The 25203-nt window shown below is 63.5% G+C and carries 22 protein-coding genes, 1 tRNA gene, 1 pseudogene and 1 other annotated feature (1 of these 25 only partly in view); of the genes and pseudogenes, 18 read left to right on the top strand and 6 right to left on the bottom strand.

What is annotated here, in order from left to right; all coding sequences use genetic code 11:
- Positions 1–14, bottom strand: a sequence feature (Phe leader region) (it extends 110 nt beyond the left edge of the window).
- Between the two features lie 185 nt (positions 15–199).
- From ACW5W7_RS19690 to galE, 13 genes are all read left to right on the top strand, one after another.
- A complete protein-coding gene (locus tag ACW5W7_RS19690) occupies positions 200–799 on the top strand; it encodes an HAD family hydrolase (RefSeq protein ID WP_456502795.1) in 600 nt (199 codons plus the stop codon).
- Positions 800–957: 158 nt separating this feature from the next.
- On the top strand, positions 958–1797 hold the full coding sequence (locus tag ACW5W7_RS19685; RefSeq protein ID WP_456502794.1) for a hypothetical protein: 840 nt from the start codon (positions 958–960) through the stop codon (positions 1795–1797).
- A gap of 93 nt (positions 1798–1890) precedes the next feature.
- Positions 1891–2463 (top strand): DUF3157 family protein, encoded by a 573-nt coding sequence (locus tag ACW5W7_RS19680; protein ID WP_456502793.1) that lies wholly within the window; start codon positions 1891–1893, stop codon positions 2461–2463.
- Positions 2464–2789: 326 nt separating this feature from the next.
- The gene (locus ACW5W7_RS19675; protein ID WP_434666149.1) at positions 2790–3419 is read left to right on the top strand and encodes an autotransporter; all 630 of its coding nucleotides are present in this window, start codon (positions 2790–2792) and stop codon (positions 3417–3419) included.
- Positions 3420–3572: 153 nt separating this feature from the next.
- Positions 3573–4532 (top strand): YbgA family protein, encoded by a 960-nt coding sequence (locus tag ACW5W7_RS19670; protein WP_456502792.1) that lies wholly within the window; start codon positions 3573–3575, stop codon positions 4530–4532.
- A 71-nt stretch (positions 4533–4603) separates the two neighbouring features.
- Complete coding sequence (locus ACW5W7_RS19665; RefSeq protein WP_456502791.1) at positions 4604–5458, top strand: MerR family transcriptional regulator; 855 nt, start codon at positions 4604–4606, stop codon at positions 5456–5458.
- The gene (gene phrB, locus ACW5W7_RS19660; protein ID WP_456502790.1) at positions 5455–6891 is read left to right on the top strand and encodes a deoxyribodipyrimidine photo-lyase; all 1437 of its coding nucleotides are present in this window, start codon (positions 5455–5457) and stop codon (positions 6889–6891) included. The genes ACW5W7_RS19665 and phrB overlap by 4 nt, the downstream gene beginning before the upstream one ends.
- 1 nt (position 6892) lies before the next feature.
- Positions 6893–7321, top strand: a complete 429-nt coding sequence (locus tag ACW5W7_RS19655) for a nuclear transport factor 2 family protein (RefSeq protein ID WP_349921294.1) — start codon at positions 6893–6895, stop codon at positions 7319–7321.
- A gap of 172 nt (positions 7322–7493) precedes the next feature.
- Positions 7494–7712, top strand: a complete 219-nt coding sequence (locus ACW5W7_RS19650; protein WP_456502789.1) for a TIGR02450 family Trp-rich protein — start codon at positions 7494–7496, stop codon at positions 7710–7712.
- 171 nt (positions 7713–7883) lie between these two features.
- The gene (locus ACW5W7_RS19645; protein WP_349921296.1) at positions 7884–8351 is read left to right on the top strand and encodes a Dps family protein; all 468 of its coding nucleotides are present in this window, start codon (positions 7884–7886) and stop codon (positions 8349–8351) included.
- Positions 8352–8618: 267 nt separating this feature from the next.
- The gene (gene hcp, locus ACW5W7_RS19640) at positions 8619–10268 is read left to right on the top strand and encodes a hydroxylamine reductase (RefSeq protein ID WP_434668353.1); all 1650 of its coding nucleotides are present in this window, start codon (positions 8619–8621) and stop codon (positions 10266–10268) included.
- A gap of 117 nt (positions 10269–10385) precedes the next feature.
- Entirely contained in the window at positions 10386–11381 is a 996-nt protein-coding gene (locus ACW5W7_RS19635; protein WP_456502788.1) for an FAD-binding oxidoreductase, read from the top strand.
- A gap of 83 nt (positions 11382–11464) precedes the next feature.
- Positions 11465–12478: a UDP-glucose 4-epimerase GalE gene (gene galE / locus ACW5W7_RS19630; RefSeq protein WP_456502787.1), complete on the top strand. Its 1014-nt coding sequence runs from the start codon at positions 11465–11467 to the stop codon at positions 12476–12478.
- Positions 12479–12546: 68 nt separating this feature from the next.
- On the opposite strand, the gene ACW5W7_RS19625 is transcribed toward galE, so the two are convergent.
- Positions 12547–13296 (bottom strand): DsbA family protein, encoded by a 750-nt coding sequence (locus tag ACW5W7_RS19625; RefSeq protein ID WP_349921300.1) that lies wholly within the window; start codon positions 13294–13296, stop codon positions 12547–12549.
- A 198-nt stretch (positions 13297–13494) separates the two neighbouring features.
- On the opposite strand from ACW5W7_RS19625, the gene ACW5W7_RS19620 reads away from it, so the two are divergent.
- A tRNA-Ser gene (locus ACW5W7_RS19620) sits at positions 13495–13582 on the top strand.
- Positions 13583–13829: 247 nt separating this feature from the next.
- Here the strand turns inward: ACW5W7_RS19620 and ACW5W7_RS19615 are convergent.
- From ACW5W7_RS19615 to phnR, 5 genes and pseudogenes are all read right to left on the bottom strand, one after another.
- Positions 13830–15242, bottom strand: a pseudogene (locus tag ACW5W7_RS19615) (FAD-dependent oxidoreductase).
- Positions 15243–15259: 17 nt separating this feature from the next.
- Entirely contained in the window at positions 15260–16981 is a 1722-nt protein-coding gene (locus tag ACW5W7_RS19610) for a putative 2-aminoethylphosphonate ABC transporter permease subunit (protein ID WP_456502822.1), read from the bottom strand.
- Positions 16981–18045 carry a putative 2-aminoethylphosphonate ABC transporter ATP-binding protein gene (locus tag ACW5W7_RS19605; RefSeq protein WP_456502786.1) on the bottom strand — a complete coding sequence of 355 codons (1065 nt, stop codon included), beginning with the start codon at positions 18043–18045 and terminating at the stop codon, positions 16981–16983. The genes ACW5W7_RS19610 and ACW5W7_RS19605 overlap by 1 nt, the downstream gene beginning before the upstream one ends.
- 228 nt (positions 18046–18273) lie before the next feature.
- Positions 18274–19293: a putative 2-aminoethylphosphonate ABC transporter substrate-binding protein gene (locus ACW5W7_RS19600; protein ID WP_456502785.1), complete on the bottom strand. Its 1020-nt coding sequence runs from the start codon at positions 19291–19293 to the stop codon at positions 18274–18276.
- Between the two features lie 102 nt (positions 19294–19395).
- Positions 19396–20103, bottom strand: a complete 708-nt coding sequence (gene phnR, locus ACW5W7_RS19595; protein WP_456502784.1) for a phosphonate utilization transcriptional regulator PhnR — start codon at positions 20101–20103, stop codon at positions 19396–19398.
- Positions 20104–20290: 187 nt separating this feature from the next.
- Between phnR and phnW the strand changes: the two genes are divergently transcribed.
- The 4 genes from phnW (at position 20291) to ACW5W7_RS19575 (ending at position 24942) form a co-directional block, all read left to right on the top strand.
- Positions 20291–21433 (top strand): 2-aminoethylphosphonate--pyruvate transaminase, encoded by a 1143-nt coding sequence (gene phnW / locus ACW5W7_RS19590; protein WP_456502783.1) that lies wholly within the window; start codon positions 20291–20293, stop codon positions 21431–21433.
- On the top strand, positions 21430–22827 hold the full coding sequence (locus ACW5W7_RS19585) for an aspartate aminotransferase family protein (RefSeq protein WP_456502782.1): 1398 nt from the start codon (positions 21430–21432) through the stop codon (positions 22825–22827). Before phnW ends, ACW5W7_RS19585 begins: the two co-directional genes overlap by 4 nt.
- On the top strand, positions 22820–23659 hold the full coding sequence (phnX, locus tag ACW5W7_RS19580; RefSeq protein ID WP_456502781.1) for a phosphonoacetaldehyde hydrolase: 840 nt from the start codon (positions 22820–22822) through the stop codon (positions 23657–23659). The genes ACW5W7_RS19585 and phnX overlap by 8 nt, the downstream gene beginning before the upstream one ends.
- 521 nt (positions 23660–24180) lie before the next feature.
- Entirely contained in the window at positions 24181–24942 is a 762-nt protein-coding gene (locus tag ACW5W7_RS19575; RefSeq protein ID WP_456502780.1) for a LuxR family transcriptional regulator, read from the top strand.
- Positions 24943–25203 lie beyond the last annotated feature (261 nt).

Raw genomic sequence — 25203 nt, 5'->3', positions numbered from 1 at the left:
GTGCGTGCATGGGTGTGTCCTTGAGTTAACGCCATAAGCATTAAGGGATTTGGGCATCCGATGCAAGTAAAACTTGCCCGCCCCCCTGTGTTGAAGGCAGGGTAGGGAAGCTGGGGCTGGCTGGTGTCAGTGCCGTACTGGTCCCTTTTTCAACATCCGATTTCAGCGGCGTCACAGGCCGCATGCAGGAGGTGAGACGATGGTGATTATCTTCGATCTGGGACGCGTGGTGGTGAGCTGGGATCCGGTGGCCATCGTGCGCTCCGTGATGGGGACGGTGGATGCCGAACGGCTGGCCGAGCGGCTGTTCAATCACCCGGACTGGCTGGAGGTGGACAGGGGCACCTTATCCCTTCACACCATGGCGCGCCAGGCCGAGGCGCGCACCGGGCTCAGTGCGGCGCAGAACCTCGCCATCCTGCAGGCGGTGCCCGCCTCCCTGCTGCCGGATCCCGCCATGGTGCACCTCATCGAGGAGCTGCATGGCGCCGGTCATCGCCTCTATGCCCTCTCCAACATGGGCCATGCCAGCATCGACTGGCTGGAGCAGCACCAGACGTTCTGGCGTTTCTTCAGCGGCAAGGTGGTGTCGGCGCGGGTGCGGATGATGAAGCCCGAGCCCGACATCTATCGCTACCTGCTGGTCTCTTTCGATCTCAAGGCGGAGGAGTGCCTGTTCATCGATGACAGTCCGGCCAATGTCAGGGCCGCCGAGGCCCTCGGCCTGCAGGGCTTGATCTTTCTCGACCATAAGATGTGCCGAGATGACATGATTGAGCGCAAATTATTGCCAATCTGAGGGGCGATATTGCCTCTGTCAGTCGGATATTTCCTAGCATAAAAAGCATGGAAGGTAAATCTTTTCAGAATAAAAAATGGATTTACCCTCATTCTTTAAGGGTCTATTCAGCTTTATAACAACAAAATGGTATCCAATTCACCATCCGGAGTCGTTGTATGGATGCCAATGTTGTCATGCTGAATCGGGGATACGATCAGACCTTTCAGGCTAGGGAACAGCGCATCATCGAGACCCTGGCCAGTTATGATGAGCTCGTCGTCTCATTCTCGGGCAGGCTTGCCGCCTGCTACTGCATGGATCTCTGCCGGGCCAGCGGGGTTCGCATTCGCGCCGTCACCCTGGACAGCCCCACCCTCAGCCGCCAGGCGGTGTCACGGGCCAAACGCTACTGTCAGCACCATGGCATCGAGCAGAAGGTGATCCAGACAGACGAGATCCTCATCTGCAACTACCTGGGCCGGCTGGGCAAGGTGATAGACCCCATCCGCTATGTGTGCGAGCTGGCCTGCCTCGAGAGCAACTGGGGCCATCAACCCATACTGCTGCCGGCCTCCATCGATGAGCAGCGCTGCTATCTGCAACGCTTCGACAGCCTGCCCGCCAACACCCTCTGGTGCTTTGCCGAGCAGGGGATGACGGATCAGGACTTCCGCTACGGCTTTCACAAGCGGCGGCTGGATCATTGGGGCAAGGGGGGCAACGGTTGTCTGAGCAGCCGCTTCATCGACCCCGTCACCCTGGACAGACACCATCTGCGCATGGTGGACATGGCCGAACAGATGCTCTCCGACATGGGGTTGGAGGAGGCGCAAGTCTTCTTCCACACCCTGGCGGACCGGGTCACCACCCTGGCCAGGGTGCGGGTGCCCCAGCGGCTGCGGGCCCGGGTGTTCGACATGCAGGGCAGCATCCTCAAGGCATTGAAGAGCACGGATTTCGATCTGGTGACCCTGGACATGACGGTCATCGACGAGCCCCTCGAGCGGGTGGTCTGAGCGGTCGATAGTCGGGGCGTGAGGCCGGTCATAGGCAAGGGTCGCCCGACTCTTTATACTGACGGCTTTCGCTTATCTATCGAGCCATCGCCTATGAAACCCTTGTCCCGACTGCTGATCACCCTCTGCCTCTCCCCCCTGCTGGTGCAGGCCGCCCCCCTGACCCAGGTTACCCTGCCGGACGGCCGCCAGATCCAGCTCAACGATGACTTCACCTGGGAGTATCTGCTGGTCAAGCCGGCGGCCCCCGCCGAGCTGGCGACGGGCGCCAAGGGCACAGTCGCGGCCACCACGGTGGCGGCTCCGGTGCTGACCGAGCAGGCGCTGGCCAACCCCGAGCTGCTCTCCCAGGCGACCCGGGACGGGATCACCGCCAAACTGGAGCTGGTGGAGGGGGCCGATCCCCTGCTACTGCACTTCCAGCTGAGCAACACCGGCACCCGCAATGTGGTGCGGGTCAACGGCAGCGTCACCCTGTTCAGCGAGCAAGGGGTGCAGCTTGGCAGCCAGCCCGTGCGCCTCTGGGCCGGTGAGAACCGCCTGCCGGAGTCTTACCTGCGCAAGGGCGAGCAGCGTCCCTCCCGCGCCATCGAAGTGGCCCGCCCCGCCGGTCTGAGCGGCAAACCGCGGGTGAGGGTGCAGATAGACGAGGTGGAATTCCGCTAATTCCATCGCGATCATGCTGTCAGTCGCTTGTTTTGTGGCTAAATAGACCATGAAATTGCGATTTATGCAGATAAATCGCTTCCACCAAGACGCTATCAGGCCAGGAGGTCAACGTCCCGGCCCTTGAAAAGGCGCCGGCAAGGTGAGGGATGCAGGGGGTCGCCGGGCCCCCTTTCTCTTGAATGTTGCACCGGCAATCCCCTGCAATATTTGCTTACATCTGCAATGCTTTGGCAACAGCTTGCCGCTCGGCACCGCGCGCTTTGTCCGTCACAATGACCCCATTCCAGCTAGTCCTCACTAGCTCAACAAATGGAGTCAATCCCATGAAAAAAGTCGCACTCTCCGCTCTGGTTCTGGCCGGTTTCGCTTCCACCTCCGTCATGGCACAGGATGCCTTCAGCTATGCCAAGGGCGCAGCGACCTGGACCCACGCCAAGTCCGACTACGTCGGCGGCAAGGACAGCAACAACCGTGACTTCGGGGGTCTGAGCCTGGATCTCTCCAAGAGCTTCGGCTCCAATTTCTACGGCCGTCTGGGCACCGAATACAGCTCCCGCAACAGCGGCAACGACAGCATGAGCATCTCCAACCTGGGGATGGGGGTGTTCACCCCCCTCAGCACCGGTCTGAACCTCTATGGGGAAGCGGGCCTGATGGGTTACAGCATGGAGCGGGAACTGGCTTCCAACGTGAACGACTCCGGCTGGGACAACATCACCCGCAAGCAGAGCGGCAGCCTGTACGGTGAAGTGGGCCTGCGCTACGACATCGGTGCGGTCGAGCTCTCCACCGGCTATCGCTACGCCAACATGACCGATGACATGCACGATTTCAAAGTGGGCGGCGCCTACAAGCTGACCCAGAATCTGGCGTTGACCGCCGACTACACCTATCGCCACTGGGATCTGCAACAGGGGTCCATCACCAGCCTGGGTGTGAAGTACAGCTTCTGATCTTCCTGTCCGTAGTAGTGTCTTGGTTTTTTGCCCATGGTGTCGACCATGGGCTTTCTTGTTTCTGTGGTCCTGCGCGCAAAAAAGTTATACGGCTTTACCAATCTTGTATAAGTGCTATAACTGAGAAATAGTTATACGCGAGGCTTTGTCATGTACAAGATAAGGGTCGGGATCAGCGCCTGCCTGCTCGGTCAGGCGGTACGCTTCGACGGGGGACACAAGCACTCCTCTTTCTGCGAGCGCGAGCTCGGCGCCCACTTTGACTATCACCCCGTCTGCCCCGAGATGGCCATCGGCCTCGGTGCGCCCCGCGCCGCCATCCGGCTGGTGCGGCGGGATGGTGAGTTGCGGGCCCAGAGCCGGGACGGTGCGCTGGATGTGACCGAGCGGCTCATCGCCTTCAGCGAGCAGCAGGCCGGGCGCCTCGATTTTCTCTCCGGTTACATCCTCTGCGCCAAGTCGCCGAGCTGCGGCATGGAGCGGGTGCGCGTCTATGCCGCCAACGACAAGGGGTCGGGTGGGGAAGGAGGCGCCAAGGAGGGGGTGGGCCTGTTTGCCAGGGCGCTGATGGCGGCCAACCCCCTGCTGCCGGTGGAAGAAGATGGCCGGCTGTGCGATCCCGTGCTGCGGGAGAACTTCGTGCTGCGGGTCTTCGCCTACCACGACTGGCAGCAGCTCTGTGCCCGCGGCCTCAGCGCCGCCAGCCTCACGGACTTTCACGCCCGCTACAAGTATCTGGTGCTCTCCCACGCCACCAGCCATTACAAGACCCTCGGTCGCCTGCTGGGGGATCTGGGACGAGCCCCCCTCGACGAGATCGCGCAGCGCTACATCCAGGGGTTGATGGAAGCCCTTGGCCTGCGGGCCAACCGGCGGGGTCACACCAATGTGCTGATGCACCTGCAGGGCTATTTCAAGCGGGTGCTGACCCCCTCCCAGAAGCAGGAACTGTGCGAGCTCATCGACAAGTACCGTACCGGCCTGGTGCCCCTGCTGGTGCCCCTGACCCTGCTGCGCCACCACCTGCGCGAGCACCCGAATCCCTATCTGGCTCGTCAGGTCTATCTCAATCCCCACCCGGAATCCCTCAGGCTCCGATATGGCCTGTGAGGGGAGGGAGACAATTTTTCGCCGATGCGGGGCAAGGCGCCCCCCGGCATTGCTCATTGAACGGACGATTCATGCCACAACAGATTGATGACGAGGGGCTCTACCCCATTCGCGACGTCGCTCGCCTGACCGGGGTCAACCCCATCACCCTGCGGGCCTGGCAGCGGCGCTACGGCCTGGTGCAACCCGCCCGTACCGAGAAGGGCCATCGTCTCTATAGCGCGCAGGACATTCGCCAGATAGGGGAGATCCTGAGCTGGCTGGAGCGCGGGGTCAGCATCGGTCAGGTGAAGGGGCTCTTGAGCGAGCCCCATCTCCCGCTGAGCCGCGATCACTGGCAACAGAGCCTGCAGCAATTGGGGGAGGCCATGCTCGCCTTCAACCAGCGCAGGGCGGAGGCGCAGCTGCAGGAGCTGCTCGCCAGCTATCCCTTCGAACTGGTACGCGAGCGGGTGCTGCAACCCTTGCAGGCGCAGTTGCTGGGGCTCTGGCGGGAGCGACCCGACGGGGAGTGGTTGCAGCGCTTCTGGCTGGGCTGGCTGCAGGCCCACTTCGCGCGCCATCTCATCGGGCAGGAGAAGGGGAGCCCCGTCTGTCTGGCGAGTTGGGGCCAGGTCGGGCCGCTGGATCTGCTCTGGCATGCCTATGAGCTGATCAACCAGGGTCATGAGGTGCAGTTGGTCGGCCCGTGCGATCCCAGGGGGGCCGCTCTGCTGGCAGGAAGGGTGCCGGATGCGTGGCGGGTGCTGCTGGGGGCCGGGCTTGGTAAGGGGGAGCTCGCCGAACCCTGGCCGGTTACCTGTCAGCTGTTCGGCCCTCTGGGTACCCTCTATGAGCCGGACTGGCTCTCGGTGCATGCCTGGTCGCCGACCCTTGATCGCCCGCTCGTGACACCCATGGATGAACCGCAGGGGAGACAGCCATGAGGCTCATCTGGTTTCGCAACGATCTGAGGCTGGCGGACAATCCGGCCCTGCGCCACGCCTGCGCCACCTGCGGGGATGAAGAGGGCGGCGTCGCCGCGCTCTTTGTCATCAGCCCGGCCCAGTGGCGCGCACACAAGATGGCCCCCATCCGCCAGCGCTTCCTGCTGGCCCAGATCGATGAACTCGGCAAGGGGCTGGCGGCCCTCGGCATTCGGTTGCACTTGCTGCGGGTCGAGACATTCGCCGAGGTGCCGGCCGAGATGGTGGCCCTGGCGACCCGGCTCGGGGTGCGCCAACTCTACGCCAATCAGGCCATCGAGCTCGACGAGCAGCGGCGGGATCGGGCGGTGAGCCAGGCGCTGCAGGGGATGGATATCCGAAGTCACTGGTTCAACGGCTGCTGCGTGCTGCCGCCGGGGCGGGTGCTGACGGGCAGTCAGGAGATGTTCAAGGTATTCACCCCCTACAGCCGGGCCTGGCTCAAGGCCCTGGAGGAGGAGGGGTTCGTCATTCATCGCTCCCCGGCGCCGCGGGGGATCCCCTTGCCCTGGACTCCCCTTGCCGAGACCGGCCTGGTGGAGGGGATGGCACGCGAACCTGAGGAGGCGGCCCGCTGGCCGGTGGGGGAGGTCGAAGCCCTGCGCCGGCTGCACGATTTTCTGGAGCAGGCCGTGCTGGACTATGGGGAGAACCGGGATTTCCCGGCCCAGGCTGGTACCTCCACCCTCTCCCCCTATCTGGCGGCGGGGATCATCAGCCCACGCCAGTGTGTGGCGGCGCTGCAGCAGACGCTCGGCTATCGGCCCCAGTCCAGGGCGCAGCCAGGCTTTGTCTGGCTGAACGAGCTCATCTGGCGCGAGTTTTACCGCCACCTGCTGATGCTGGTGCCGAACCTCTCCATGAACCTGCCGTTCAGGGACGAAACCCGGGCCCTGCCCTGGGGCTGGGATCCCGAAGCGCTCTCTGCCTGGTGTGAGGGGCGCACCGGCTATCCCATCGTCGATGCCGCCATGCGCTGCCTCAATGCCACCGGCTGGATGCACAACCGGCTGCGGATGATAGTGGCGAGTTTTCTCACCAAGGATCTGCACCTGCACTGGCGGCTCGGGGAGGATTACTTCATGAGCCAGCTCATCGACGGGGATCTCGCCGCCAACAATGGCGGCTGGCAGTGGGCGGCGGGCACGGGTGCCGATGCGGCCCCCTATTTTCGGGTCTTCAACCCCACCACCCAGGGGCAACGTTTTGATCCGGACGGAGCCTTCATCCGTACCTGGGTGTCAGAGCTCGCAGATGTGCCGACCGCCCAGTTGCACAGGCCTCACGAGTGGTTGCAGCAGCATGATAGACATGATTACCCGCTCCCCATGGTGGATCACGCTGCGGCACGCATAAGGGCCATCGAGATGTTCCGGAAACTGGAGAGAAAATAGGATGAATGCACCGCTGGCCCATTTCATCGTCATCTATCTGCAGCGGGATCGGCAGCAGTGGCACCGGCTGCCAGAGATCTACGCGGAGCAGGTGGTGTTCGTGGATCCTGTCTGCCGGATCGAGGGCTTGGCGGCGCTGACCCGGTATTTTTCCGCCCTCTATCGGCGCTTCGAGCATTGCCGCGTCGAGATAGTGAGCCAGCAACAGCAGGGGGATGAGGCCTGGCTCGGCTGGGTGATGACCTTCGTTCACCCGCGTCTCGCCGGTGGCAAGCCGATACGGGTGGAAGGGGCGACCCGGCTGCAGTTCGACCCCTGGGGCAAGGTGCGCCTGCAGCGGGATTATTTCGATCTCGGCGCCATGCTCTATGAGCAAGTGCCCCTGCTCGGACGGTTTGTCCGCACCCTGCGAGCCAGGTTGGGCGCCTGAGCGCGTTCAGGCGTGGCTGGCAATCTGCGATGACGGATGGGGGCGGGGAAAAATCCCCTGTATGATGAGCGCTGCCCCGGAGCCGATACACTTGTCTTGGGAGTCGGGATCCATGCGCTGTCGCAGCGCAGATCCGGATATGGGAATGGGTCAAGCTGGAGGGGGAGCCAATATGAGCACCTTTTCGACCGACACTCTGCTGTTTTCCAAGTGGACCCGAGAGGGCCAGCAAGGACCGGGGGCGCACTTCTATCTGGTGGTCTCCTGCCAGCGGGATGCCCAGGGGCGGCTGGCGAGGGTGGTGCTGCAGGATATCAATACCCTGCAGGAGCAGGAACTCGATTGCCATGAACTGGAGGATGGGGCGCGCTGGCATATGGGCTGGAACTAGCCTGCGGTCTCGTCCTGGTGGCGAAGGGGTGTATATGGTTCAACCCGGTGAGCAGGGGAGCTTTGATAGACATTCACTATGGATGGGCAAGGGAGAGTCGATTGTCCTTTGAGTCTATGCGGGGATATTCTAGCCCTGTTCCCCAATTTGATGTCCACCTGGAGGTGAATGATGAAAAGCCCAATCGGTCTTGATACCGTTCAATCACAAGCCTTGGCTGCCGAGCTGAACAAGTTGCTGGCCAGCTACCAGATCCTCTACATGAACGTTCGTGGCTTCCACTGGAACATCCGCGGCAACCAGTTCTTCGAACTGCACCTGAAGTTCGAGGAGATCTACAACGATCTGCTGCTCAAGGTCGATGCCCTGGCCGAGCGCATCCTCACCCTGGACGGCGTGCCCATGCACAGCTTCAGCGATTACCTCAAGGTCTCCGCCATCCCCGAACAGAAGGGGCTGCACGACGGCCGCGCCTGTGTCGAATCCCTGCTGGAGAGCTTCCGCGAGTTGTTGGTGGCCCAGCGCCGCATCCTGGGGCAGGCAGGTGATGCCGGTGACGAGGGCACGGCCTCCATCCTCTCCGACTATGTGCAGCAGCAGGAAAAACTGGTCTGGATGCTGCGCGCCTATCTGGCCTGACAGGCTGGAAAGCAGCTGCGTATTTATCCAGCCTGATGGTTTGAAATGGGGGTAAAGCGGGTTGACCCGACCCGCTTTCCCGTCACCCGATCCTTGAGTTGTCTCTCCTTTTATCCACCCTGTTGCCGCCCTTTCGGGCGGCTTTTTTGTTTTTGATCTGCATCAATGAAAACTTAATTGGTAAATTGAATGCCTATTAAGTTTTCCATGAGGGGAATAGAATCGCCACAAAACAAACAACTGAAATGTCCAATTAGGAGAGGCATGATGTTTTGTGTGCAATGTGAACAAACAATTCGTACCCCGGCAGGCAATGGCTGTGCTTATGCACAAGGCATGTGTGGCAAGACGGCGGAAACCTCGGATCTGCAGGATGTGCTGATCTATACGCTGCAAGGCCTCAGCGCCTGGGCGCTGGCCGCCCGCGAGCACGGCATCGTCGATGCCGAGATCGATGCCTTCGTGCCCAAAGCCTTCTTCGCCACCCTCACCAACGTCAACTTCGACTCCGCCCGCATCGTTGCCTACGTCAATCAGGCGCTGGCCCATCGTCGCCACCTTGCCGCTCGCCTGGCCGAGCTGGCGGTGCAGGTCAACGGCTTGCCCGCCGCCGCCGGTTTCGAGCCGGGTGCCGAGCTGCTGGAACAGCTGGCCCATGCGCCCCAGACTGCGGTCAACCGTGGCAAGAGTGAAGTCAACGAAGACATCATGGGGCTGCGTCTGCTCTGCCTCTACGGTCTCAAGGGTGCCGCCGCCTATATGGAGCATGCCCGGGTACTGAGCCAGCAAGACAGCGAAGTCGCCGCCGAATTCCACCGCATCATGAGCTGGCTCGGCACGGATCCGAGCGATCTGGATCCCCTGTTCAAGTGCGCCATGGACATCGGTCTGCTGAACTTCAAGATCATGGAGATGCTGGATCTCGGTGAGACCACCGCCTTCGGCCATCCGGAACCGACCCAGGTACGTGTCACTCCCGTGCCGGGCAAGTGCATCCTGGTTTCCGGCCACGACATGGTGGATCTCAAACTCATTCTGGAGCAGACCACCGGCACCGGCATCAATGTCTACACTCACGGCGAGATGCTGCCCGCCCTGGCCTACCCCTTCTTCAAGCAGTACCCGCACCTGGTGGGCAACTACGGCTCCGCCTGGCAGAACCAGCAAAAAGAGTTCGCCAACTTCCCGGGTGCCGTGGTGATGACCTCCAACTGCATCATCGACCCGAACGTGGGCGACTATGCGGATCGCATCTTCACCCGCTCCATCGTCGGCTGGCCCGGCGTCACCCATCTGGAAGGGGAAGATTTTTCTGCCGTGGTGGCCAAGGCCCAGGCGCTCGATGGCTTCAAGCACACCGAGCTCGAGCACTTCATCACCATCGGCTTTGCCCGCAACGCCCTGATGCAAGCCGCTCCCGCGGTGATCGACAAGGTCAAGGCCGGCGAGATCAGCCACTTCTTCCTGGTGGGGGGCTGTGACGGTGATCGCGCCGAGCGCGCCTACTACACCGAGTTTGCCAAGGCGATCCCGCAAGACAGCCTGCTGCTGACGCTGGGCTGCGGCAAGTACAAGTTCAACAAGCTCGACTTTGGCGACATCGGCGGCATCCCCCGTCTGCTGGACGTGGGTCAGTGCAACGATGCCTACTCCGCCATCCAGCTGGCGCTGGCGCTGTCCGAGGCGTTCGAGTGCGGCGTCAACGATCTGCCCCTGACCCTGGTGCTCTCCTGGTTCGAGCAAAAAGCCATCGTCATCCTGCTCACCCTGCTGGCGCTCGGCGTGAAGGACATCCGTACCGGTCCGACCGCACCGGCCTTCCTCACCCCGGCCCTGCTCAAGGTGCTGGAGGAGCAGTTCGGCCTCAAGGGCACCACCAGTGCCGAAGCGGATCTGGCCGAGATCCTGGCAGCCTGACCCTTGTGCCGGCCCCTGTGCGGGCCGGACCCAGATGTTGTAAGCCTTTGGCGAGCCTGATGGCTCGCCTTTTTTCCAAGACGGATTCCCCCTATTTTCAACAAGAGGAGCCTTGCGATGACCTCCACCTCTTTGACCCTGCGGTGCATCGGCCGCCGGGCAGATACTCACGATGTGGTGAGCTGGCAGTTCGCCCCCCTGACGGGCACTTTGCCCCCCGTGCTGGCGGGCCAGTGTGTCACCCTGCATACCCACATTGACGGCCAGCCCCAGTGCCGCGCCTACACCTTGTCCTCCAGCCCGCAGGATGCCTGCTGGCAGGTCACCATCAAGGACGTGGGACTGGTCTCCCATCATCTGCACCAGAGCCTGCAAGTGGGGGACGAGATCCGGGTCGATGGCCCCTTCGGCGACTTCAACCTGAGTGCGATCCCCTGCGAGCGGCCGCTGCTCTTGAGCGCCGGCTCCGGCATCACCCCCATGTGGGCCATGCTGCGGGATGAACTCACCAAGCGGCCGGATGCAGATATCCGCTTCATCCACAGCGCCCGCTCCCCCGAGGACGTGATCTTCGCCGCCGAGCTGGCTGCGCTGGCCGAGGTCCACCCCGGCGTGCGTCATGCCCTGGTGCTGGAGCAAGCCTGCGCCACTCACCCCTGGGTTGGCCGCCTGACCCCCGTCATGCTCCAGGAGCTGGCGCCGGATCTCTTGAGCCGCCACGTCTATCTGTGCGGGCCGGCGCCTTACATGACCGCCGTCTGCGCCATGCTGGCGGAGCTGGGGTTGCCCGCCGACCAATTGCACCAGGAGTCCTTCGGCCTGCCGGCAGCGGCGCCGGTTGCAGCCGGCAACGACCACTTCTGGCTGACCCTGAAAAAAAGCGGCAAGAAGGTGAAAATCTTGCCGGGCCAAACCCTGCTGGCGGCGCTGGAAGGGGCGGGAGAGACCATGATGGCCGCTTGCCGCGCCGGGGTCTGCGGCGCCTGCCGCTGCACCACCACGGGGGAGATCGAGCGCCAGAGCGTGATGACCTTGAGCCCGCAGGATCTCGAGAGCGGGGTGGCGCTGGCCTGCTCCTGCACCGCCAAAGGGGATATCAGCCTGGATTACTGATGGTGTCATCAGAGACTTGTGCTTTTCCCGCACCGAGCAGGCGGGTACACTCTGGCCAGTTTCATCGGCATACGGGATAACACATGACAATCTTGGTTACCGGGGGCGCCGGCTATATCGGCTCCCATACCCTGGTCGAACTGCTGGAGGCGGGCCAGCAAGTGGTGGTGCTGGACAACCTCTCCAACGCCTCGCCGGAGTCCCTCAAACGGGTCGAGCGGATCACCGGCAAGGCGGTCGACTTCGTCGAAGGGGACATTCTGGACAGGGCCTGCCTGCAGGGGCTGTTTGCCCGCTACCAGATAGAGTCTGTCATTCACTTCGCCGGTCTCAAGGCGGTGGGGGAGTCCAGCCAGATCCCGCTCACCTACTACCAGAACAACGTGACCGGCACCCTGGTCTTGTGCGAGGAGATGGCCAGGGCGGGGGTATTCCGGCTGGTGTTCAGCTCGTCGGCCACCGTCTACGGCGATCCCGCCTCGGTGCCCCTGCGGGAAGACTTCCCCACCGGTGCCACCAACCCCTATGGCCGCTCCAAGCTGATGGTGGAAGAGATCCTGCGGGACCTTTCCAAGTCCGACCCGCGCTGGGCCATCGTGCTGCTGCGCTACTTCAACCCGGTCGGCGCCCACCAGAGCGGCCTCATCGGTGAAGATCCCAACGGCATTCCCAACAACCTGCTGCCCTATATCAGCCAGGTCGGGGTCGGCAAACTCAAGGAGCTGGGGGTGTTTGGCGACGACTACCCGACGCCGGACGGCACCGGAGTGCGCGACTACATCCACGTGGTGGATCTCGCCATCGGCCATCTGAAGGCATTAGCGCGCATCGAGAGCGACACCGGCGTCTTCACCTACAACCTGGGGACCGGCCAGGGCTACTCGGTGCTGGAGATGGTCAAGGCGTTTGAAGGGGCGAGCGGTCGCCCCATCCCCTATCAGGTCAAACCCCGTCGTCCCGGCGACATCGCCGAGTGCTGGGCCGAACCGACCCTGGCCCGGGACGAGCTGGGCTGGCAGGCCGAGCGGGGCCTCACGCAGATGATGGCCGATACCTGGCGCTGGCAAAGCCAGAACCCGAACGGTTATCAGGCCTGAGCGGCCAGTGCGCAGATAGCAAAACGCCCCGGCATGGCCGGGGCGTTTTTTATGGGCGACGGGCGGGCTTACTGGATGCTCTTGCCGGCGCGCACGTCCTTGATGATGGCCTGCAGACTCGCCAGATCCCGCGGTGCACCGCGCAGGATCTGGTCGCCGACGATGAAGGCCGGGGTGCCGGAGATGCTCATGGCTTCGGCCAGAGCCCGGTTGGTGCCGAGGTTCTTGTCGATGCTGCCATCCTTGATCTTGGCCTCGACCTTGCTCCAGTCGACGCCGGCGGCCTTGGCGATCTCTTTCACCTGGGCTTCGTCGGCGAGGGGGCCCTGATGGGCGTACAGTTTGTCGTGGAAGGCCTGATACTTGTCCGGCTGACCGAGCTGCACCGCCAGGGCGGCGCGGGCGGCGTAGTAGGAGGTCTCGCTCAGGATGGGGAACTGCTTGTAGATGTAGCGAATGTCCTTGTCCTGACTGAGCAGCTGCTTGACCAGGGGATGGGCGCGCTTGCAGTAGCCGCAGTTGTAGTCGAAGAACTCCACCACCGTCAGGCTGCCCTTGGGATTGCCGCTCTCGGCGTCGTTGTTGGCGTAGAGCTGCTTGGCGTGGGCCTGGATCAGGGCCTTGTCGCTCTCGGCCTGCTGGCTCTCCTGCTTGGCGCGCAGGGCATTGGACATCTCGACCAGAATTTCCGGATTCTTGACCAGATAATCGCGCACGATCTGCTCGACATCGCTCTTGGTCAGCTCACTCGCCTGCAGCGGGGCGGCGAACAGGGTCACGCCGGTCAGGGCGGCACAGAGGGCATGTTTGATTCTCATAAGTCCATCTTGCTGGGAATATGGGGGTGGGCCCTATAGTGGTTGAGTCTGTTTTCAAGTCAAGTTATCCGATTGAAAAAGCGCGGGTTATGCCCAGTTTGCGGGATTTGTGCGTCATTTAGGCCAATAAATCGGCAAACGGATGGGGCGGGGATTTACAAGGGGGAAGGCGATGGGTAGTATTCGGCGCACTGCTGCGGAGGGGTGGCAGAGCGGCTGAATGCACCGGTCTTGAAAACCGGCGATGGGCGACCATCCGTGGGTTCAAATCCCACCTCCTCCGCCATTCATTCAAGAGCCCAGATGATTTCATCATCTGGGCTCTTTTGTTTTCCTCTCTTCCCATTCATCCATCTCCTCGCCGGGCTGCCGGGCTCGACCCTGTTTTTGCTCGCCACCTTGGCCCGAACGCTCCTCAAGGCGGCATTTCCCTTGCCCCATAAATACGGTGAATGATTTTTTGATTGTCATTCACTGAATGAATAATGGGGGCCTTTTTCGCCCATCGTGCGCTTGGCCGGGCTCAACGCTCGCTATTTGTCGGCCTTGCCGGCGGCGTCGGCGAGGCGGGCGAGACGCTTGTCGAACCAGCGCACGGGCAGCCCTGCATCCTCCGCCCGCTCCTTGCGGCGAATGGCGCTGCGCACCAGCATGGCCCCCAGCCAGCGCACGGGCTCGGGTGGAAAGTAGCCGCGCGGCCCCCCCACCAGGGCGCACCGGCGCCAGGGGGCATCCTCTTGCCGTTTATCGTCCCTCACCATGGCCGCCAGGATGCGGCCGCCGATCCAGCTCTGGGCCACCCCGTTGCCGGAATAACCCAGGCCGTAGACGATGTTCGGCTGGCGGCGTCAGTGGCCGAAGAAGGGCAGGCCGTCCACGGAGCGGTCCGAGGCGCCGCACCAGCTGGCAGCGATGGGCACGTCTTTGAGGGCGGGGAAGAAGCGGTGCAAGGCCCGGGTGAGGGGGGCCAGGTAGCGGCTGGGTTCATCGAAGCTGGCCAGATGACGGTTGGCGAAGGCGAAGGTGTTGCCCCCCTTGCCGAGCATCAGGCGCCCGGCCGGGGTCGAGCGCGCGTAGTAGACGAAGGTGCGTCCATCCACCGTGCTGCGACCGTGATCCATTCCCTGGGCGGCCAGGGCCTCGGGGGCGGGCTCCGTGATCACCATGTCGGAGGAGACCAGCACGATGGCGCGGCGAAACTCGCGAAAATGTTCCACCATGGCGCTGTTCATGGCGAGCACCACCTTGCCGGCGCTGACGCTCCCCGCTGGCGTCTGAACGCGGGCCGGTTGGCCGGCATCGAGGCGCAGCATGGGGCTCTGTTCATAGACCGCCACCCCGAGGGTGCGGGCGACCCGCAGCAGGCCGCGCACCAGCAGGGCGGGTTGCACCGAGCCCGCGTGGGGGCTGAACACGCCTTCCAGATGTGCCGCCGAGCCGCACTGACCCGCCAGATCCTGCGCCGCTATGGGTTGCCACCGGTTCAATCCCGCTTCATCCAGTCTCGCCATGATGGGAGCCATGGCGCCGCGCTGGGCCTCGCTGGTGGCGGTGTAGCAGGTGCCTTCCACTCGCAGCTCTGCCGCTATGCCGTGCACCTCGCAAAAACGCGCTATCTCGTGCACCGCCTGCTCCGAGGTGCGTACCAGCCAGGCGGCCTGTGCCTCGCCAAATTGCTTGCACAGGCTGGGGTACTTGGCGGACCAGGTGAGCAGGCAGCCGCCGTTGCGACCGGAGGCACCGCCGCCGCACAGCCCCTTCTCCAGCACCAGCACCCGCAATTCGGGCTGCGCCTGTTTGAGCTGGATGGCGCACCAGAGCCCGGTGAAGCCGCCGCCGACGATGCAGACATCCGCGTCATGTTGCCCTTGCAAAGGAGTAGGCTCGGCAGGCTGCTCGGCGGCCAGGGCCTCGGCTAGCCAGAAGGAGAGTTGAGTGTGGGGCATGTTGTCTCCGTTGAACGTCAGGGTTGGCGCCAGCGCTGGGTACGCGCCAGCAGGGTGCGGCTGAGACCGAGTTGCAGCAGCTTGACGCTGGCGGCGGCCAGCAGGATCAGGGTGGCCATGGCGGCGGCCGCGGCCGTGTCGCCGGAGTCCTCCATGTTGAGCACGGCGATGGAGGCGAGCACGCTGTCGCTGGAGTAGAGGAAGATCACCGCCGAGGTGGTGGTCATGGCGTTGACGAACAGGTAGATGAAGATCTCCAGCAGGGCGGGCAGGCTGGCGGGCAGGGTGACGCGCCAGAATGCCTTGAGCAGCGGGATGCGAAGGGAGATGGCGACCAGCTCCAGCTCCCGCGGCAACTGCTTGAGGCTGGTGAGCGCCGTCATGTGCCCCACCGTGTAGTAATGGATGATGCAGGAGAGCACCATCAGCGGCAGGGTGCCATAAAGGCTGCCGAGCAGGCTGTCCGGCCGGTTGAAGAAGAAGATGTAACCCAGCCCCAGCACCATGCCGGGCACCGCCAGGGAGAGCATGGCGAGCAGGTGCATCAGCTGGCGCAGGGGGGCGAAGTGGCGCCCCTTCTCCTGGGCCCAGGCCAGCACCACGATGAGGACGGTGCCAAAGATGGCGGTGAGGGCGCCGAGCTTGAGGGTATTGGTGAAGGGTTGCCAGCCGTAGACGCTGTTGCTGTCGAAGGCGTAGTGCGCCAGGGTCAGGTTGAGGTTGTAGGGCCAGAACTGCACCAGGGAGCCGTAGATGGCCATGCCGACCAGGGCCAGGAATAGCAGGGCCCAGAGCCCGCACCAGAGCAGCGCCAGCAGATCCCGCACCTTGTGGGGGCTTGGCCGATAGGGGACGGACTTGCTGCTGCTCTGCTCCTGCATCTTGCTGCGCACCCTGTGCTCCAGCGCGAAGCTCAGCAGGGCGGGCAGCAGCAGGGTGACGCTGGCGACCGCCCCCAGGGAGAAGTTCTGCATGCCGATCACCTGGCGATAGATGTCGGTGGCCAGCACGCTGTACTGGCCGCCGATCACCTTGGCCACCCCGAAGTCGCAGATGGTCAGGGTGAACGCCGCGATGGCGGCGCTGAGCAGGCCGTAGCGGGCGGTGGGCAGGGTCACGGTGAGGAAGGTGCGAAGGGGTGAACTACCGAGCACCCTGGCGGCCTCGTACAGGCGGGCGTCGCTGTGACCCAACGCCGTGATGAGGATCATCAGGGCATGGGGGAAGCACCAGAAACCCAGCCCCATCACGATGCCGATGGGGCCATAGATGCTCTCCCCGCCGAGCAACCCCTTGGCGACCCCCTGATTGCCGAACCAGTAGACCAGGCTGATGGCGGGCAGCAGGGAGGGCATCAGCAGGGGAATGAGGCCGATGAGGCGAAACAGTCCCTTGGCGGGCATGCAGGTGCGGGTGAGGGCGTAGGCGTAGCCGAAGGCGACAGTGATCACCAGGGTGGTGATGAGCAGGCCGAGCCAGAGGGTGTTGCCTATGGTGCGGGTGAGGTGGGGGGAGAGGAAGTAGTCCCGAAAGTTTGCGAGCCCCACCCAGTTGCCGTCCAGATCCTGCAGGCTCTTTTGCAGCATGGCGAGCAGGGGCAGCAGCAGGCCACCGGCCAGCAGGAGGATGCCGATCAGCAGCAGCGCGAGCTGGATGACGCTGTCCCGGCTCCAGCCGCCGAGGTGCTGGCGCCAGCGAAGCCTTGGGCGGTTTGTCCCCAGGGTCTTGGGTTGCATCATCATGAGGCCTCCCCGTCGAAGCAGCGTACGGCGTCGGCGGGCCAGTGCAGGGAGCAGGTCATGCCGGTACGCCACTGGGCCTTTTCGTCGTTGGGGCGCTGCACCAGCACCTGCTGGGGGCCGAGATAGGTCTGGGCGCGGCAGATGAGGCGTTGGGTGGCGCCCAGAAACTCCACCTGCTCCACCTCGGCCTGCAAGCCGCCGTGGGTTGAGGGAGACAGACTGATGGTCTCGGGGCGGATGGCGAGCTGCAACTTGCTGCCGGCCTGGGCCCGGTTGGCGAGCGCCAGGGGCTGCTCGTTCAGGCGTACCTGCTGCGGGCTCAGCACCAGGGCGTCGAGGAAGTTCATGGTGCCGACGAAACTAGCCACGAAGCGGTTCGCCGGCTGGTGGTAGATCTCCTGCGGGGTGCCTACCTGCACGATGCGCCCCCCCTCCATCACCACGATGCGATCCGCCATGGTGAGCGCCTCCTCCTGATCGTGGGTCACCATGATGGTGGTGATGCCGAGGCGCTGCTGCAGGGCGCGGATCTCGCTGCGCAAATGAGTGCGCACCAGGGCGTCGAGGGCGCTCAGGGGCTCGTCGAGCAGCAGCAGACCGGGGGAGAGGGCCAGGGCCCTGGCCAGTGCCACCCGCTGCTGCTGGCCGCCGGAGATCTGGCTCGGATACTTGTGGGACTGGGCATCGAGGCCGACCAGGGCCAGCCAGTGCTGCACCTTCTGCTGGATGTTCTCTCTGTCCTGCCCCTGATTCTCGAGGCCGAAGGCGATGTTCTGGGCCACCGTCAGGTTGGGGAAGAGGGCATAGGACTGAAAGACGATGCCAAAGTCCCGCTGCTGGGGGGGCAGCCGGGAGATGTCGCGCCCTCCCTGCCAGATCTCGCCCTCGTCCGGCAGATCCAGGCCGGCGATGGCCCGCAGCAGGGTAGTCTTGCCGCAGCCGGAGGGGCCGAGGAAGCAGACGAACTCCCCCTGCTCGATGCCAAGGGAGATCTCTGTCAGGGCCTGAAAGTGCCCGAAGTGCTTGTTGAGGTGCTGGATATCCAGATAGGGCCGGGTCATGGTCGAGCTCACTGCTGTTTTGGTATATACCAGTTTGCGATTGGAGTGTGACCGTGCCATGACAGAAAGATGACGGGAACGTGATGGTCGGGGCCGTGACGGCGGGTCAGGGCGGAGGGGGCAAGGCAAGCACCCTGGTGGGAATGGATGTCGGACGCGCCGCTTGCCCGCAACGACAAAAGGCCGACGGGAGTCGGCCTTGTTGACAGCTGTTCACCTGAACGGCGCTTACTGCTTGGCTTCGGACTTGCCGTCGAAGCTGGCGGTCCACTGACTCAGGATCTGGTTGCGCTCGCGGGCGGCCCAGGCGAAGTCGTTCTCGATCATCTGGCCCTTGATGTCGGCAGGATACCCGTCCCTGGCCTTGGCGACCTGGGGAATGGCGACCACGGCGAAGGACTTGTTGTAGAGGCTGTTGGCCTGCTCGGTGGCGGCGAAGTCCAGCAGCTGTTTGGCGGCCTCGAGCTTGGGCGTGCCCTTGAGGATGGCGGCGGCCTCCATGTCCCAGCCCGAGCCTTCGCTTGGGAAGATCACGTCGATGGGAGCGCCCTTGCCCTTGAGGCTGGTGGCGGGGAAGTCAAAGGAGATGCCGACCACTGTCTCGCCGCTGGCCGCCAGTTTGCAGGGGGCCGAGCCGGAGTGGGTGTAGCGGTCGATGTTCTGATGCAGGCCGGTCATGTACTGCCACCCCTGCTGCTCGCCCATGGTCTGCAGCCAGCCCGCCACGCTCAGGAAGCCGGTGCCGGAGGAGCTGGGGTTCGGCATGATCACCTTGCCCTTGTAGATGGGCTTGGTGAGGTCGCTCCAGCTGGTCGGCGCCGGGATCCCCTGCTTCTCGGCCTCGACCTTGTTGAAGCAGATGGCGCTGAAGAAGGCGTCAAGCCCGATCCAGTGCGGCTCGGCCTTGGGGTCACGGAAGCGGCTGTCGAGCTTGTCCAGCCCCTTGGGAGCATAGCCTGCCAGCATCTGCTGCTGGTCGAGCTGCATCAGGCTGGTGGCCGCCAGTCCCCACACCACGTCGGCCTTGGGCTGGGCCTTCTCGGCCAGCAGCCGGGCGGTGACCACGCCGGTGGAGTCCCGTACCCACTTGATGGTGATATCCGGGTGCTGGCGCTCGAAGGCGGTTTTCAGCTCGGCGAGCTGCTCCGGCTCGAAGGCGGTATAGACGGTGAGGTCGGTCGCGGCCATCACCGGGGCTGTCATGGCGGCCAGCAGTGCGCTCGCCAGCAAGGGGGTTCCCTGTTTCATCCTCTGTCTCCATCAAGTGTTGGTATAAACCAGATTGGTCGAGAGAGAGGCTAGGGGAGGTTTGTGACGTTCGGGTGACAGCCCCGTGACGTTTTGATGAGGCTACTCCCCGGTGTCCACCTCGATCTCCAGGCTGTCGTGGCGCCAGTATTCCAGATCGAAATCGAGCACCCGGCCGTGCTGATCGAAGTTGAGTCGCTCAAGGCGCAGGGCCGGCAGTCCGGCGGTGGCCCCCAGCGCCTTGGCCACCTCGTCCGGCAGGGCGGTGGGAAAGAAGCGCACCTGCATGCGGGCGTACTGCAGACCGTAGTGGGCCTCGTAGATCTCGGTCAGGCTGCCGTTGAGATCCAGTTCGAGCAGGCCGGGCACCCGCTCGGGCAGGCAGTGGTTCTCGCAGTAGCAGAGGGCGCGCCCGTTGGCGTAGCGCAGCCGCTTGAGCAGGAACAGGCTGTCGAATGGCTTGAGCTGCAGCCGCGTCATCAGGGCGGGGGGCACCGGCTGGCGGCCCTTCTCCAGCAGCTCGGTACAAGGCTCCCCCCCTTGCTCGCGCACTATCTGGTGGAAGTTGGAGGTGAGTCTCGGGTTCAGGCGATAGCGGGGCGGGGTCACGAACCAGCCGCGCCTGTCTTCCCGGTAGATGAGGCCGTTTGCCTCCAGCTGCACCAGGGCCTCGCGGATGGTGACCCGGGTGGTGCCGTAAAGCTCTCCCAGCAGCCGTTCGGAGGGGAGCTTGTCGTTGGCCTGCAGCCCGCCCGCCTGGATCTGGGTGGTGAGGGCATCCTTGATCTGCAGGTATTGAGGTTTGCTCATGGGGATCCTTGTGGACGAAAACATGCTTGGTAGAGACCAGTTTTGGTCCCCGATTCAGGATCTCTAGATTATCGCGATGATGGCGCCAAAAATGAATTTTTTGTTGCACGTAGGGGCACCCCTTTGACCCGGAAGGGGGCGTTCAGCACAATAAGCTCAATCTGGTATATACCAAATGGAGCAAACCATGACCCACATTCCTGCCGCCCCCGCTGCCGTCGACTACCTGCTGCTGACCCCGGGCCCCCTCTCCACCACCCCCACGGTGCGCGCCGCCATGTTGCAGGACAGCTGCACCTGGGATGCGGACTACAACCTGGGGGTGGTGGAGCCCATCCGCCGCGAGCTGGTGCGTCTTGCCATGACCTCGCAATATGCCGCCGACTACAGTGCCGTGCTGCTGCAGGGCAGCGGCAGCTATGTGGTGGAGAGCGTGCTGGGCTCGGCGCTCGGGCAAGATGACTGCCTGCTCATCATCAACAACGGTGCCTACGGGGCCCGCATGGTGGAGATGGCGCGCTGCCTCGGCCTGAATCATCTCGAGCTCGACTGTGGCGAGACCGAGCGCCCCGAGGTGGCGACCATCGACGCCCTGCTTGATGGGCATCCCGGCATCAGCCACCTGGCCATGGTGCACTGCGAGACCACCACCGGCATGCTGAACCCGCTGGAGGAGGTGGCGGCGCTCTGCCAGCGCCGCGGCATCCGCTTCATCGTCGATGCCATGAGCAGCTTCGGCGGCATCCCCATCGACATGGGGCAGCTTGGCATCGAATTCCTCATCAGCTCCGCCAACAAGTGCATCCAGGGGGTACCGGGCTTTGGTTTCGTCATCGCCCGCCGCGCCGCCCTCGCGGCTTGCGCCGGACGGGCCCGCTCCGTCTCCCTCGATCTGCACGCCCAGTGGCAGACCATGGAGCAGCAGGGGGGCAAGTGGCGCTTCACCTCGCCGACCCACACCGTGCTGGCGTTCGCCCAGGCGCTGCGGGAGCTGGAAGAGGAGGGGGGCATCACCGCGCGCCATCGCCGCTATCAGGAGAACCAGCGCACCCTGGTGGCAGACATGGCCGCCCTCGGTTTCGAGCCTCTGCTGCCCACGGCCTGGCAATCTCCCATCATCACGGCCTTCTACTCCCCCACCCATCCCGACTACCGCTTCGTCGATTTTTATCAGCGCCTCAAGGCCCAAGGCTTCGTCATCTACCCGGGCAAGGTCTCACGGGCGGATTGCTTTCGCATCGGCAACATCGGCGACGTGACGCCGGCCAAGGTGCGTGACCTGCTGGCCGCCATGGCGGATGCCTGCTACTGGCAGGAGGGAGCGCGATGAGCGGCTACCCGACCCTGCCCGGCGGCGGCCTCGCCGACACCGAGGGGGACATCAATCTGGGGGCGGCGCGCCAGCGCTGGTGGGCGGGTCAGCCTGAACCCGTGCGCGATGGCTTGGCCGACGATGGCCGCTATTTCCTCCATCAGGCCCTCTCCAGCCCCTGTCTCGATCTCTTGGCGGGGGCGCAGGGGTGCCGGTTGACCAGTGCCTCCGGCCATCAGTATCTGGATTTTCACGGCAACAGCGTGCATCAGCTCGGCCATGGCCACCCCAAGGTGGTGGCGCGGGTGCAGCAGCAATTGACTGAGCTGCCGTTTGCGCCGCGTCGCTACACCCATCCGGTCGCCATCGACTGTGCCCGCACCCTGGCGGAGTTGGCCCCCGGCGATCTCAACCGGGTGCTGTTTGCCCCCGGGGGTAGCGAGGTGGTGGGTATCGCCCTCAAGCTTGCCCGCTTCATCACCGGCAACAGCAAGGTGGTGTCGCTGTGGGATGCCTTTCACGGCGCTTCCCTCGATGCCATCTCGGTGGGGGGAGAGGCCTGTTTTCGGGTCGGGATGGGGCCGCTGCTCCCCGGGGTGGAGCGGATCCCGCCCCCTACCCGTTATCGCGGAGCCTGGTATCGCGGGGAAGGGGAGGATCTGCACTACGCCGACTACCTGGAATACGTGATCGAGAAGGAAGGGGGGATAGGCGCCTTCATCGCCGAGCCCATCCGCAATACCGATGTGCAGGTACCGTCCAAAGCTTACTGGCAGCGGGTGCGGGAGATCTGCGATCGCCATGGGGTGCTGCTCATCGTCGACGAGATCCCCAATGCCCTGGGTCGTACCGGTCACTGGTTCAGTTTCGAGGAGTTCGGCATCGAGCCGGACATCATCTGCCTCGGCAAGGGGTTGGGGGGCGGTGTGGTGCCGTTTGCAGCCCTCATCACCCGGGATCGTTTCAATCAGGCGGCCGCCATTTCGCTCGGTCACTACACCCATGAGAAGAGCCCCATCGGCTGCGCGGCGGCGCTGGCCACCATCGAGGTGATCCGCGAAGAGGGGCTGCTGGCCAAGGCGCAGGAGGATGGCCGCTTCATGGCCGCCGAACTTGGCAAGCTCGCCGAGCGTCATCCCCTGGTAGGCCAGGTGCGCGGCATCGGCCTGCTGTGGGCGCTGGATCTGGTGACTGACCACCAAAGCCGGGCCCGGGCCAGCCAGGCCGCCGAGCGGCTGCTCTATCGCTGCCTGGCGCTGGGCCTCAGTTTCAAGGTCTCCCAGGGCAACGTCATCCAGCTCTCACCCCCCCTTAACATCAGCCGCGCCGATCTGGTGCAGGCCATTGCCATCCTCGATCAGGCCCTCGGCGAGATCGAAACCTCACAGGAACAGGAAAACTCACATGACTGACATGCAGACCGCTTCTCACCCCGCCACTGACGTTCAGGGCGTGATCCTCGACTGGGCCGGAACCGTGGTGGACTTCGGCTCCTTCGCGCCGACGTCCATCTTCGTGGAGGCCTTTGCCCGGGCGTTTGATTTCGAGGTGACTCTGGAGGAAGCACGCCAGCCCATGGGTCTTGGCAAGTGGGATCACATCGCCACCCTCGGCCGTCTGCCCTCGGTGGATGCCCGCTGGCAGGCCCGCTTCGGCCACCCCATGAGCCGCGACGAGGTGGATCACCTCTATCACACCTTCATGCCGCTGCAGATAGCGGCGGTGACCCGCTTCGCCGCCCCCATCCCCGGAGTTCTGCCGGTGCTTGCCAGTTTGCGGGAGCAGGGTCTGCGCATCGGCTCCTGCTCCGGCTATCCGCGTCCCGTGATGGAGGCCCTGGTGCCGGCCGCGGCCGAGCTGGGCTATCGCCCGGATCACTGGGTCGCCACCGATGATCTCAAGGCGGGCGGGCGTCCCGGCCCCTGGATGGCGCTGGCCAACGTGATAGCGCTCGGGATAGGCGCGGTGCATCGCTGCATCAAGGTGGATGACGCCGTGCCCGGCATCAGCGAGGGGCTGAACGCCGGCATGTGGACCGTGGGGCTCTCTGTCTCCGGCAACGAATTCGGTGCCACCTGGGAAGAGTTTGCGGCCATGGGGCAGGAGGAGGTCGCTGTGCGCCGCGCTCCCGCCGAGGCCAAGCTGCGCGCGGCGGGGGCCCACTATGTCATCGACACCCTGGCAGACATCGCGCCCGTGATTGCCGACATCAACCGCCGGTTGGCGCTGGGGGAGCGTCCCTGAGAAGAAGCGTTGTCCATCGATTTGACGGAGGGCAAGGGCTCATGGTCATGCGTCCTTGCCGGGAGCTGACGGCCCGTTGTTTGCCCCGGCTTGGGCCTTTGCTGTGTCCGGTGCAGGTCGGCTCAGGTGTCAGCATCGAATCAGCCTGCCGGGATCCTCGTGGACAGCGTCTGTGGGGGCGCGCTGTGCAATGAACGATGGGCGACGCACCTCTGGATGGCCCGCTTCGCACCCTGCTGTAGTTTTATATGCTGCATTTAATGGGATTTGGTTGTGTTAAATATGTCAATTGGAGTTTTTATTTACTAAATATATTAATAATTATCACTTTTCCCCTTTTTATGGGATGGTTAGATTTGGTTTCGAGTGGTTCCACCCCTCTTTCATATGGCCCAGATGACTCGCGTCACCGGGCTTTTTGTTTTTTGTAGCCTGGTTGTTGCAATTCGTTAACGGCTGGTTCAGCGCCCATTGGGGTTGGGGTTGAACAATATGGCTACCGTTTCAAGCAAGACAATGACATGGATACAACTGACGCATTAGATCTCATCGCCCGGTTTGACGAGGCTGACGATGAGCGCACCATAGTGGCGCTGTTACGGACATTGACGGCACACATGGGGTTCGAGCATTTTCGCATGGCCCTGATCTTCCCCAATACCATACAGCGGCCGGATGTCATCATCTTCAACGGTTGCCCCCAGGCCTGGGTGGATGCCTATACCCAGGCCAGCTTCTTCGCCATCGATCCCGTGGTGCAGCGTGGCATGGTGCAGAGTACCCCCATCCTGTGGGCGGACCTCATGAAGGAGGGGGTGTGCGATGCGCAGAGTCTGTCGGTCATGACCCTGGCCCGGGAGGCGGGGTTGTGCGATGGGATCACTTTCCCCTGGCACGGGGCCAACGGTCATGTCGGTCTGCTCTCCCTCATCACCACGGCGCCGCGCACCGAGTCACAGTGGCTGGCGGATGTGCCTTCCCTCACCTGGCTCTCCATGCACATCTTCGAAGCCGTGGCGCGAGTCTGTCTGGTGGGGATCTCCCCCCACGACGCCCTGAGCCTGCGGGAGCTGGAGGTGTGCCGTTGGGCGGCCGAGGGCAAGCAGACCAGCGACATCGCCCAGATCCTGGGGATCACCCCGCGCACGGTGACGTTCCATCTGAATAACGTGGTGACCAAGCTGGGGGCCAACAGCAAGTGCCAGGCCATCTCCTGGGCACTCAAGCAGGGGGTCGTCAGGCTGAATGTGGAGCTGGCATCGGTCGCCAATGTGGATGAGTAGCAGTGGACTCGTCGGTCATGCGCAATGGATTGCCTATTTATCAGCGTAATACTCTGTAAATGCAATATTGGGTAGTTAAATAGGCTGATAGGGACGTCTTGTTGCGCCATTTGTGCTGATGGATATGCGGAGGTGTTGGTAATTCATTGAAATATAAGGAGTAAACAAGGTGGCATGGACGCTGCTAACGGTTTCGGTTGAGTGTCATTACCGTTTAACCAATCAGGAGCAATTCCATGCCAACTCCATGTTATATCAGCA

Source organism: Aeromonas intestinalis, from assembly GCF_054052485.1.
This window is presented reverse-complemented; position numbering and strand designations above follow the sequence as displayed.

Bases quoted from the DNA above. Each gene is read 5' to 3' on its own strand.
- ACW5W7_RS19690 (WP_456502795.1), top strand. From the start codon at position 200: ATGGTGATTATCTTCGATCTGGGACGCGTGGTGGTGAGCTGGGATCCG.
- ACW5W7_RS19685 (WP_456502794.1), top strand. From the start codon at position 958: ATGGATGCCAATGTTGTCATGCTGAATCGGGGATACGATCAGACCTTT.
- ACW5W7_RS19680 (WP_456502793.1), top strand. From the start codon at position 1,891: ATGAAACCCTTGTCCCGACTGCTGATCACCCTCTGCCTCTCCCCCCTG.
- ACW5W7_RS19675 (WP_434666149.1), top strand. From the start codon at position 2,790: ATGAAAAAAGTCGCACTCTCCGCTCTGGTTCTGGCCGGTTTCGCTTCC.
- ACW5W7_RS19670 (WP_456502792.1), top strand. From the start codon at position 3,573: ATGTACAAGATAAGGGTCGGGATCAGCGCCTGCCTGCTCGGTCAGGCG.
- ACW5W7_RS19665 (WP_456502791.1), top strand. From the start codon at position 4,604: ATGCCACAACAGATTGATGACGAGGGGCTCTACCCCATTCGCGACGTC.
- phrB (WP_456502790.1), top strand. From the start codon at position 5,455: ATGAGGCTCATCTGGTTTCGCAACGATCTGAGGCTGGCGGACAATCCG.
- ACW5W7_RS19655 (WP_349921294.1), top strand. From the start codon at position 6,893: ATGAATGCACCGCTGGCCCATTTCATCGTCATCTATCTGCAGCGGGAT.
- ACW5W7_RS19650 (WP_456502789.1), top strand. From the start codon at position 7,494: ATGAGCACCTTTTCGACCGACACTCTGCTGTTTTCCAAGTGGACCCGA.
- ACW5W7_RS19645 (WP_349921296.1), top strand. From the start codon at position 7,884: ATGAAAAGCCCAATCGGTCTTGATACCGTTCAATCACAAGCCTTGGCT.
- hcp (WP_434668353.1), top strand. From the start codon at position 8,619: ATGTTTTGTGTGCAATGTGAACAAACAATTCGTACCCCGGCAGGCAAT.
- ACW5W7_RS19635 (WP_456502788.1), top strand. From the start codon at position 10,386: ATGACCTCCACCTCTTTGACCCTGCGGTGCATCGGCCGCCGGGCAGAT.
- galE (WP_456502787.1), top strand. From the start codon at position 11,465: ATGACAATCTTGGTTACCGGGGGCGCCGGCTATATCGGCTCCCATACC.
- ACW5W7_RS19625 (WP_349921300.1), bottom strand. From the start codon at position 13,296: ATGAGAATCAAACATGCCCTCTGTGCCGCCCTGACCGGCGTGACCCTG.
- ACW5W7_RS19610 (WP_456502822.1), bottom strand. From the start codon at position 16,981: ATGATGCAACCCAAGACCCTGGGGACAAACCGCCCAAGGCTTCGCTGG.
- ACW5W7_RS19605 (WP_456502786.1), bottom strand. From the start codon at position 18,045: ATGACCCGGCCCTATCTGGATATCCAGCACCTCAACAAGCACTTCGGG.
- ACW5W7_RS19600 (WP_456502785.1), bottom strand. From the start codon at position 19,293: ATGAAACAGGGAACCCCCTTGCTGGCGAGCGCACTGCTGGCCGCCATG.
- phnR (WP_456502784.1), bottom strand. From the start codon at position 20,103: ATGAGCAAACCTCAATACCTGCAGATCAAGGATGCCCTCACCACCCAG.
- phnW (WP_456502783.1), top strand. From the start codon at position 20,291: ATGACCCACATTCCTGCCGCCCCCGCTGCCGTCGACTACCTGCTGCTG.
- ACW5W7_RS19585 (WP_456502782.1), top strand. From the start codon at position 21,430: ATGAGCGGCTACCCGACCCTGCCCGGCGGCGGCCTCGCCGACACCGAG.
- phnX (WP_456502781.1), top strand. From the start codon at position 22,820: ATGACTGACATGCAGACCGCTTCTCACCCCGCCACTGACGTTCAGGGC.
- ACW5W7_RS19575 (WP_456502780.1), top strand. From the start codon at position 24,181: ATGGATACAACTGACGCATTAGATCTCATCGCCCGGTTTGACGAGGCT.